This window comes from Sphingobium sp. Ant17, assembly GCF_000588875.1.
Taxonomy (GTDB): domain Bacteria; phylum Pseudomonadota; class Alphaproteobacteria; order Sphingomonadales; family Sphingomonadaceae; genus Sphingobium.
In genome coordinates this window covers 1-9,190 of record NZ_JEMV01000109.1, presented here as the reverse complement: position 1 = coordinate 9,190, position 9,190 = coordinate 1, and the positions used below count along the sequence as shown (strand labels likewise).

Below are 9,190 nucleotides of genomic sequence, written 5' to 3'. Positions count from 1 at the left end.
ATTCATAATTATCCGATGAAATTTCATAGTCTTGCGATGCGACGCGCGAATAGCTGGATGGAAGCTATGAACAGCCACGCAGTTGCCGATGCGATGGTCTGTTCAAAGTCCTTGGCGAGCCGACGGTTGCGGTTCAGCCAAGCCAGTGTTCGCTCGACGACCCAGCGGCGCGGAAGAACCACGAAGCCTTTTGCAACATCGGATCGCTTGACGATCTCGACAGTCCATTTGCCGGTACGCCGGAGGGCTTCCCTGAGCTTGTCGCCAGCATAGCCGCCATCGGCAAAGACATGGCGCAGCCATGGAAAGCGGTGGATGATTTCACGCAGGACCAGCGGCGCGCCGTCGCGGTCCTGAATGTCGGCGGTATGGATCACCGCATGAACCAAATGGCCCTCGGTGTCGGTGAGGATGTGGCGCTTGCGCCCCTTGATTTTTTTGCCCGCGTCAAAGCCGCGAGGGCCGCCACTTTCCGTTGTTTTCACGCTCTGACTATCGATCACGCCAGCACTGGGCGAAGCCTCGCGGCCTGTCGCTTCACGCGCCATCAACAGCAGGGTATGATTGAGCGAGAGCCACAGTTTGTTATCGCGCCACAGGTAAAACCAGCGCCGAACCGTCGAGACCGGCGGAAAGCAGGGCGGCAGCATTCGCCACGGCAGCCCCCCACGCAGCAGATASAGGATCGCCTCGACGATCCGTCGCAGCGGCCATTTGCGCGGACGGCCACGTGGGAGGGTGGCGGCAAGAACGGTTCGAGCACCGACCATTCGGCATCGGTCAAATCGCTTGGCAAAGTCAGTCCGCGCGGCATATTGCGCCCGAGTGGTATCAGTCCACATCTGATCTCCGGAAGTTGTTGCAAACCCTGAATCAAACGACTGCGGCAAGCGTCAAGCTAACCACTGATACCACTCAACTTMGWCATCRGSCTCTKAGCTCGACTTTGTACGTTTTTGGTTAGGTCCAGGTCCAGAAGATGCTGTTTTCAGCGATGTGGTCGAGGGCTTGATCGAGGGGCAAGACGCATCCGCCCATATCGTCGATATCTTCCCATTTTCGCCGGTGTGACCAGTAGCCGAGCCTGACTTCGTCGCGCGTGCCGACAGGCTTGAGGCGGGCAATCGGTGCCTCGGTTTCCAGCAGATAGAGATGGTAAGCGCCCTTGTCCTCATACCATCCGACGCCGCCGCCGTTGGCCGCGTCGAACGTCTCGATGCGCAGAATGATTTCCTCGTCTTTCATGGTGCATCCATAGCTGCCGTCAGGTCACAGCATATTCGAGTCACCTCGCCGCATGGCAACAGCCTAAGCGTTGCAACGTGCTTCAGTTAGGATTCGAAGCATGGGATGTTGGACCAGAACAAGGCCGTTATCGGCGATGCCGTCCCCCAGATCCTGCGCCAATGGATGCAGGTATGGCGCCCCTGCTTCACTGCCCCCAGTTGGGAGCATGTACTCGTTCTTGTGATGGGCGGCCTGCTGGCCACCGGCAAACGAACCGTTACGTCTTGCCTGCGTGTGACCGGCCGAGCCCATGCTGCCAACTTTGCAACCTATCACCAGATCCTCAACCGTGCCCGCGGGAGCTCCCGTGCCGTTGCCAGGCGACTGCTCAGCATCGTGGTCGAACGGCTCGTGCCAGAGGGCCCTGTTGTCATCGGTATGGACGACACCATTGAGCGGCGATGGGGGCGCCAGATCACCGCACGGGGTATCTACCGCGACCCGGTCCGCTCCAGTCACGGCCATTTCGTCAAAGCCAGCGGACTGCGGTGGCTCAGCTTCATGGTGCTCACCCCGGTGTCATGGACCCGCCTGATCAAGGCGCTGCCAGTCTTGACGTTGCTCGCTCCTTCGGAACGATCGAACCGTCAACGCGGCTGCCGTCATAAATTGCTGACGGACTGGGCCCGGCAGGGCGCGCTGCAGCTGTCTCGCTGGCTGCCGGGTCGGCGGATCATCTTCATTGGCGACAGCAGCTTTGCTGTCCACGAACTGGCACATGCAATTGTTCGCCGGGCCACACTCATCAGCCGACTGCGGCTCGATGCCAACTTGTTTGCACAGCCTGCGGGGCGAACGGCACGCACGATGGGCGCCCCGCACAGAAAGGGCGAGCATTACCAAAACTCAAGACCCTGCTCGCCAATCCGGCGACACGCTGGACCAGCATTCTCGTCTCTGCCTGGTATGGCCATCTCAACGGCAAGACGCTCCAGATCACATCCGACATCGCCCTATGGTACAGGCCCGGCACCCCGGTCTTGCCGGTCCGCTGGGTCCTGGTTCGCGATCCTGACGGAAAGCGCGACCCGCAGGCCTTCTTCAGTACCGACATTACCCTCGAGCCCGCCGACATCATCGCCCTCTACGTCCGCCGATGGCAAATCGAAGTCACCTTTGCCGAAACCCGCGCTCACCTGGGTGTCGAGACACAGCGCCAGTGGACCGACAAAGCCATAGCGCGAACCACACCGGCGCTGCTGGGTCTCTACACTCTTATATCACTATGGGCCTGCGATCTGCTGACCAATAAAAGCACCCCGTATTCCGCCGCGTGGTATCGAAAAACCAGCCCGACATTCAGTGACGCCATCGGTGCCGTCCGCCTCCAGATCTGGGTCGGCGACATTAATCCACACTCCCCGCCGCACCGAGAAACGCACTATATTCCGACAACCCGCCTCGTACGTATGGCTCAAGCACTATGCTTCGCTACCTAATCGTACAAAGTCGAGCTGAGAGATTCTGCAAAAATGCGACGCCTGCAACGTTGATTGACGCAGCGCAGGCGCCGCACACGAAGCTGGATCGTTACTGAGCGCCCTTGCCAGGGCAAATCCGCAATACGCCGATTATAACGGCTATGCAGACGGGTTGATGCCCGCCGACAGTTGGGGCACCGAGCGACAGGTGAGCGGGCGCGGCAATGCACCACGACTTCATTGGCAATCTGTTGAACATAATCGACAACCAAAGGTGCCGGGATGAGCGGCAAGATGCGTTTCGGCATGGCGAAAGGACCTCCTTAAGATTCTTCCGCTGAATCAATGGGATTCCACCAGGTTGCACCGAAAGTGCGGGAGAGCCCGGAAGTGGGGAATTTTACAGTGTCATTGACACACTGGCCGATCTGACAGCCAGCGAGGTCATCGCGTTCCTCAGCCATGCCGAACATGAACGCAGTAGTACGATCGGCACGCGCAACTGCCGGCTTGCTGCGATCCGCAGCTTCTTCCACTTCGTGGCCACCAAGGATCCCGCATCGATCGCGCAATGCGTCGAAATCCTCCACATCCCGATCAAGCGCGCTCCGGCGTCGGAACCGAGGGTCGCCGCCGAAACAACGCCAACGCTGCGTGCCAAGCATGTGACGCCACACGCCTTCCGGCACGCCACCGCCGTGCACCTCATCTCGGCGGGCGTCGACGTTACGGTCATCCGAAGCTGGCTCGGCCATGTGAGCCTCGACACGACCAATCACTATGCCAGGGCCAATCTCGAAACGAAGCGGAAAGCCTTGGAGAAGGTCGCCGTTCCAACAACACCCGGCGGCCAGCCACCTTGGAAGCGCGATGCAAGCGTGCTCGCCTGGCTCGACACACTCTGAAATAATGCGGAGGAACATGGATGAAATCGGCAGAAATCCGCCAATCAGGCCGCGTTCCTCCGCATTATGGGAACCTCGTGATTAGTGAAGCGGAACAAGACGGACGCCGCCGACGCGGAGGCCATATGCGAGGCCGTCGCCAAGCCGAACATGCGGTTCGTTCCTATCAAGACGAAGCAGCAACAGACTGTTCTGGCTTTACATCGTGTCCGCAGCCTGTTGGTCCGACAGCGAACGGCGACGATCAATGCACTGCGCGGACTGCTGGGCGAATACGGGCTTATCGCGGGCAAGGGCGTGCGACAGCTCGCGATATTGAGCGAGCGTCTTGCAACCTCGGACAAGACCGTCGTCCCGGACGAAGCGCGAGAAGCGTTGCGATGTCTTTTCCGGCACATCGACACACTAACCGATAAGCTTGGCGAGATGGAGAAGCGGATCGTCACCTGGCACAAATCCAACCCGGACAGCCAGCGTCTGGCTACTGCTCCGGGCGTGGGCCCAATTACGGCGACAGCGATTGTGGCAGCCGTCGGCGATGGCAGCCGTTCGACCACAATGCCCAGTAAACGCCTCGCAACGGCACGCGAGCTCCAGCGGGCGCGGTTGAGGATCTGGTGATAAGTTGCAAAGTTGGAAGCATCGGCTCGGCCGGTCACACGCAGGCAAGACGTAACGGTCCGTTTCCCCGTGGCCAGCAGGCCGCCCATCACAAGAACAAGTACATGCTCCCAGCTGGGAGCCGTAAAACAGCGACGCCATGCCTGCAGCCATTGGCGCAGTATCTGGGGGACGGGATCGCCGATAACGGCCTTGTTCTGGTCCAACATTCCATGCTTGAAAATCCCGACTGAAGCACGTTGCAACGCTTGGGCTGTTGCCATGCGGCGAGGTGACTCGAATATGCTGTGAACCGACGGCAGCTATAGATGCACCATGAAAGACGAGGAAATCATTCTGCGCATCGAGACGTTCGACGCGGCCAACGGCGGCGGCGTCGGATGGTACGAGGACAAAGGCGCTTACCATCTCTATCTGCTGGAAACCGACGCGCCGATCGCCCGCCTCAAGCCTGTCGGCACGCGCGACGAAGTCAGGCTCGGCTACTGGTCACACCGGCGAAAATGGGAAGATATTGACGATATGGGCGGATGCGTCTTGCCACTCGATCAGGCCCTCGACCATATCGCTGAAAACAGCATCTTCTGGACTTGGACCTGACCGAAAACGTACAAAGTCGAGCTGAGGTTGACGGCTACCCGGAATTAAAGGACCTATCCACATTTGAGGGAAAGCGTCTAACCCGTATAATTCATCGCGTTGTTGATCGGGCGTCAGGATTTCGGTTTTTGGTTGGAGGCAGGCGCGGTGCATCACTCCCGGGGATGAGCCGAAGGTCGGGTATGTTGAGGCTTGCGGGTTGAAGGGACGGGTTTGGTTTTTGGGGCCAGGCCCGTTGTTCAGGTAACGAGGCGAGGGATACGATCGAGGGCGACCCGGACGATCTGCTGGTTGGGACAGGCGGTGGGCCATTGGACGCGGATCAAGGTCTTCATTTCGACGACACGGGCAGCGATCTTGATGAGGTGCAGGCGCAAGGTATCGAACTGGACAGTGCGCCATATTGAGCGTTTCGGCATGGCGGTGCGCAGACCCCACATAAGCCAGTAGGCACCGGCATGAAGGAACAGCCGCAACTGGTTGGCCGTGGCCTTTGTGCAGGATGTACGGTCTGCGGCGAGATGGGTTTTCCACGACTTGATGTGATTTTCCGCCTGCCCCCGCCGGCAATAGACCTGCTCGTAGAGCCAGCGGGGCGAGCCCTTTTTGAGATTGGTGACGACGAAGCGGGTGTCGGCCCCCTGATCGCCGACTTCGACGCGGGCGATGATCCGCTCGACGCGGCTCCAGCTTTTAGCGCCGTCGTGGAATGCCTTGAAGCGGCGCACCTTGCCATCGTCGGTTGCGGCCTCGAAGCGCGCTTTGGTGCTGGTTTCGAGATCGGTGACATGGCGGCGCAATGTCGAGGTCGGCGCGACGCCCAGGATGAAGTCGTGTCCGCCCGCCCGGCACCAGTCGATGACCTCGGGACAGCAATAATGACTGTCGCCGCGCAGCATGATCTGCGTTCTTGGCCAGTTGGCGCGGATTGCACGCATCAGGCGGCGCAGGAAAGCCCTGATTTCCTTGCCGCCGGGTCGTTTGGCCGGGCGTAGCACGGCAGTGATGAAGCGGCCCTCGCCATCGAACACGACGATGGGTTGGAAGCCATATTCGTCATGATGGGCATTGAATAATCGCAACTGCTGGCCGCCATGCACGGCATCGAATGTGTCATCAATGTCGAGGACAATACGCTTGGGCACGGTGCGGAAGGAATCGCAATACAGATCAACCATCGCCCGGCCCATGCCCAGCAACGCACGCGTATCAGGCAGGTTCTCCAGTCGCGAGATCGTCGGCTGCGAACATAGCGCGCGATCCGAAGGTGCCAGATCAAGGGCCAGCTTGAACATCGGGTCGACGCGCAGACTGGAGGCGTCATTGCCATCCTCGTAACCCGCCGCAATCATCATCAGCCGGAAGCGGATAATGTCGGTAAGGCTGTGGGTGATCAGATCCGGCGCGCGGGGATCTTTGATGCAGGCCGCCATGCGATCCGCAACGCCAAGGCGCTGCTCCACCTCGCGCAACAGCAAAATCCCGCCGTCTGACGATAGCAGACCGCCGTCAAATCTGACGTCCAACCGCTTGCCCGAAACAGGTGACAGACCAGGTAGCGGCAGCGTAGGATCGTCCATGGCGGGTGTAGCTTTCTTGAAATGACGTTGATCGGATTAGACAACCAAATCATACGTTAAATCAGATGCTTACGCTACATCCGCCAACCCCCGATGAATTATACGGGATAGGATCTCACTCATCATCACCATATTTTAAAAACTGGAAGATCATGGAGTACGATATGAATAAAATTGGTGAAAAATCTGGAAATGGGTTTAAAGAAGATAAAGATGAAAGAAAATCCATTCAATCAGTTGAAGTTGGGGTACGAGTTTTACTAGCTTTAGTGGAGACCGGAGGAGGTGAAGGGGCCTTTCTCCGCGAAGTGGCAGAACATTCAGGTCTGTCCCGTAGCCAAGCGCACCGATATTTGCTTTCCTTTGTGAATACCGAGGTGGCCGAACAGGACGAAAGGAGCGGTCGGTATTATTTGGGAGGGCTAACCATCCGTCTTGGCTTGGCGGCAATGGCACGGCTGGACACCGTGCGAATAGCCGCTGAGCATTTGAAAGATCTACTGGCAGAAATGAAAACTACTGGCTTGCTTTCCGTGTGGGGCGATTACGGCCCAACTGTCATTCGTTGGATCGATGGTGGAATTCCGCTGTTTACATCTCTGCACACGGGATCGGTCTTGCCATTGCAGACATCATCGGCGGGGATCCTCTTTCTGGCGCATTGCCCTCCTGAACAGACCAGGGAACGGGTCGAACGCGAGCGGGCTGAGGGTGTAGTCGTCGATGACCTCAAACTTGCCGCGCAAATTGAGCAAGCTAGGCGGGTGGGTTTCACCAAGACTCGCGGAACTGTCGTACCGGGACTATCTGCGACGTCGGTGCCGGTCCTGGATTCTCAAGATCGCTTGGTCGCGACGATGAGTGTTTTGGCTCGTGCAGAACCAAAGACGTTTTTCAGCAAGGTCAAGATCGATAAGATAATTGATGTAGCGCGCAGTGCAAGCAGGGCCATCGGTTGGCAGGGTTAGGGCCGAAACCAAATTAATCACACTAACAGGGTGAGAAGTAAAAAAGTTGAGGCCGAGGCGTATGCACGCAGCATTGCGCCATTGCGACGTACCTAACCCGGATTATGCATGGGGCTGTGCCTGAAGGGGTGGTGAGAGTAGCGTAAGGTATTGTTCTGCTGTAGGAAAGGATTGATTGGATCAGCCCTGCAGCGAGGCACAAAATGCCACAAGCTACTCCCGCCACCCCTTGGGAGTGTCAGGATGAAGCGCCCCGGGTTTTCAGGAGGCAGTTTTCATTTGGCTATGCAGCCATATCGAGGTTCTCGAGGGCTGCATAGTAATTGTCTTCGGCCTCAGCGGGCGGGATGTGCCCGATAGGGCCGAAGAGCCGGTGATTATTGTACCAATCGACCCAGCGCAGCGTTGCCATTTCCACGGCCGAAAACGCTTGGCCATGATCGCTGCCGCCAGATGACCTCGGCCTTGTAAAGGCCGTTGATCGTCTCGGCTAAGGCGTTGTCGTAGGAATCACCTACGCTACCGACCGAGGGGACGAGTTTGGCCTCGGCCAAGCGCTGGGTATAGTTCATCGCAAGATATTGAACTCCCCTATCGCTATGGTGGATCAGTCCATCATCGGGATCTGGCCTGCGGGCATGAATCGCCTGCTCCAGGGCATCCAGAACGAAGCTGGCAGTGGCTGACGTGCTGACCTTCCATCCGACAATCCGCCGGGCAAAAGCATCAATCACGAAGGCGACATAGACGAAGCCTGCCCAAGTATGCACGTAGGTGAAATCGACGACCCACAGGGCGTTTGGCCGGCTGACGCGAAATGCCCGATTGACCTTGTCCAGCGGACACGGCGCCTTCGGGTTGCTGATGGTGGTGATCGTCTTCTTCCCACGACGGACGCCTGCCAGCCCCATGGCGCGCATTAATCGTTCCACCGTGCATTTCGCCACCATGATGCCTTCACGCCGCATCTGGTGCCAGACCTTGCGTGCGCCATAGAGACCGAAGCTGGCCTCATGGACCCGCTTGATCTGCTCCCTGATCTCGTCATCACGCTGCGCACGTGCTGGACGCCTGCCGGGATCGGCACTACGCGCGGCGTGTTCATGGTAGGAGGATGGGGCGATTGCCAGTTCCCGGCAGATCGGCTCGATACCCAAATCCTCGCGATGGACGTCGATGAACGCCATCATCATCTCCCGGGGCGGTCGAGTATCCGTCTTGGTCAAGGTCGTTTTTGGCTGCCAATCACGCCCTTCACGCAGCAGCGTGTTTGCCAGAACGATGATGCGACGCATGACGGCGGTGATGGCGACCTTTTTCGCCTTTCCTGCATTTACGAGCTGCTGATATTTGTCGCGGAGATCGTGATTAAAGCGAATGGCGACCAACGCAGGCATGTAGATTGCCCGCCGGAGTGACGCCCGGCCACCAATAATCCGCTCTTTGCCCTGCCACTTGCCTGACTGTTGCGTCATGGGCGCAAGTCCAGCCAGAGCAGCAATCTTTTTGCTGTCGAGATGCCCAAGTTCCGGCATGTCGATCACCAAGATGGTCGCGGTTAATCTGCCGACCCCCGGAATGGTCATCAGACGCCTGATGCGCTCATCAAGGGTTCCACGCTGTTTGGCGATCTGGGCAACGACTTCATCCAAGGCTTTGATGTCGGTGTCAATGTCATTGATCCGGCGGCAGAGTTGGTCTTTCACCAAAGGGTTGGTTGCTGTAGCAAGGCGTGTCTTTGCCGTGATCTGATCTTTGACCAAGGCACGCCGTGCTGTCAGCAACTCCCTGAGATCATGAACATCTTC

The 9,190-nt window shown here is 58.3% G+C and carries 6 protein-coding genes, 7 pseudogenes and 1 other annotated feature; of the genes and pseudogenes, 6 read left to right on the top strand and 7 right to left on the bottom strand.

The genetic code is table 11. From position 1 onward, the window contains the following. Positions 1-23: 23 nt before the first annotated feature. Both BF95_RS23865 and BF95_RS23860 read right to left on the bottom strand, forming a co-directional pair. Positions 24-842: pseudogene (locus BF95_RS23865) on the bottom strand (IS5 family transposase). Between the two features lie 118 nt (positions 843-960). After that, positions 961-1,245, bottom strand: a complete 285-nt coding sequence (locus tag BF95_RS23860; protein ID WP_043155122.1) for a hypothetical protein — start codon at positions 1,243-1,245, stop codon at positions 961-963. A gap of 105 nt (positions 1,246-1,350) precedes the next feature. Here BF95_RS23860 and BF95_RS31270 point away from each other — a divergent pair. Continuing rightward, a pseudogene (locus BF95_RS31270) lies at positions 1,351-2,082 on the top strand (transposase); the annotation flags it as partial. 185 nt (positions 2,083-2,267) lie between these two features. Next, positions 2,268-2,726 (top strand): hypothetical protein, encoded by a 459-nt coding sequence (locus BF95_RS29910; protein ID WP_235209972.1) that lies wholly within the window; start codon positions 2,268-2,270, stop codon positions 2,724-2,726. Here the strand turns inward: BF95_RS29910 and BF95_RS30495 are convergent. Next, the gene (locus BF95_RS30495; RefSeq protein ID WP_081764277.1) at positions 2,723-3,016 is read right to left on the bottom strand and encodes a transposase family protein; all 294 of its coding nucleotides are present in this window, start codon (positions 3,014-3,016) and stop codon (positions 2,723-2,725) included. The two genes, BF95_RS29910 and BF95_RS30495, sit on opposite strands and share 4 nt — an antisense overlap. Before the next feature lie 108 nt (positions 3,017-3,124). Here BF95_RS30495 and BF95_RS23850 point away from each other — a divergent pair. Beyond that, a pseudogene (locus tag BF95_RS23850) lies at positions 3,125-3,613 on the top strand (tyrosine-type recombinase/integrase); the annotation flags it as partial. Positions 3,614-3,697: 84 nt separating this feature from the next. Next, positions 3,698-4,153: pseudogene (locus BF95_RS23845) on the top strand (IS110 family transposase); the annotation flags it as partial. Positions 4,154-4,185: 32 nt separating this feature from the next. Here the strand turns inward: BF95_RS23845 and BF95_RS29900 are convergent. Beyond that, positions 4,186-4,323: pseudogene (locus BF95_RS29900) on the bottom strand (IS701 family transposase); the annotation flags it as partial. A 226-nt stretch (positions 4,324-4,549) separates the two neighbouring features. Here BF95_RS29900 and BF95_RS23840 point away from each other — a divergent pair. Next, entirely contained in the window at positions 4,550-4,834 is a 285-nt protein-coding gene (locus tag BF95_RS23840) for a hypothetical protein (protein ID WP_043155121.1), read from the top strand. A gap of 239 nt (positions 4,835-5,073) precedes the next feature. Here BF95_RS23840 and BF95_RS23835 read toward each other — a convergent pair whose 3' ends face one another. Next, entirely contained in the window at positions 5,074-6,414 is a 1,341-nt protein-coding gene (locus BF95_RS23835; protein ID WP_043155119.1) for an IS1380 family transposase, read from the bottom strand. Between the two features lie 164 nt (positions 6,415-6,578). Between BF95_RS23835 and BF95_RS23830 the strand changes: the two genes are divergently transcribed. Further along, positions 6,579-7,382, top strand: coding sequence for an IclR family transcriptional regulator (locus tag BF95_RS23830; RefSeq protein ID WP_186378961.1), 804 nt, complete (start codon positions 6,579-6,581; stop codon positions 7,380-7,382). A 283-nt stretch (positions 7,383-7,665) separates the two neighbouring features. Here BF95_RS23830 and BF95_RS23825 read toward each other — a convergent pair. Together BF95_RS23825 and BF95_RS30490 are read right to left on the bottom strand one after the other, a co-directional pair. Further along, positions 7,666-8,650 (bottom strand): annotated as a pseudogene (locus BF95_RS23825) (IS3 family transposase); the annotation flags it as partial. After that, positions 8,500-8,615, bottom strand: a sequence feature (AL1L pseudoknot). (Overlaps the previous pseudogene by 116 nt.) Before the next feature lie 87 nt (positions 8,651-8,737). Next, positions 8,738-8,968: pseudogene (locus BF95_RS30490) on the bottom strand (transposase); the annotation flags it as partial. Positions 8,969-9,190: the final 222 nt, after the last annotated feature.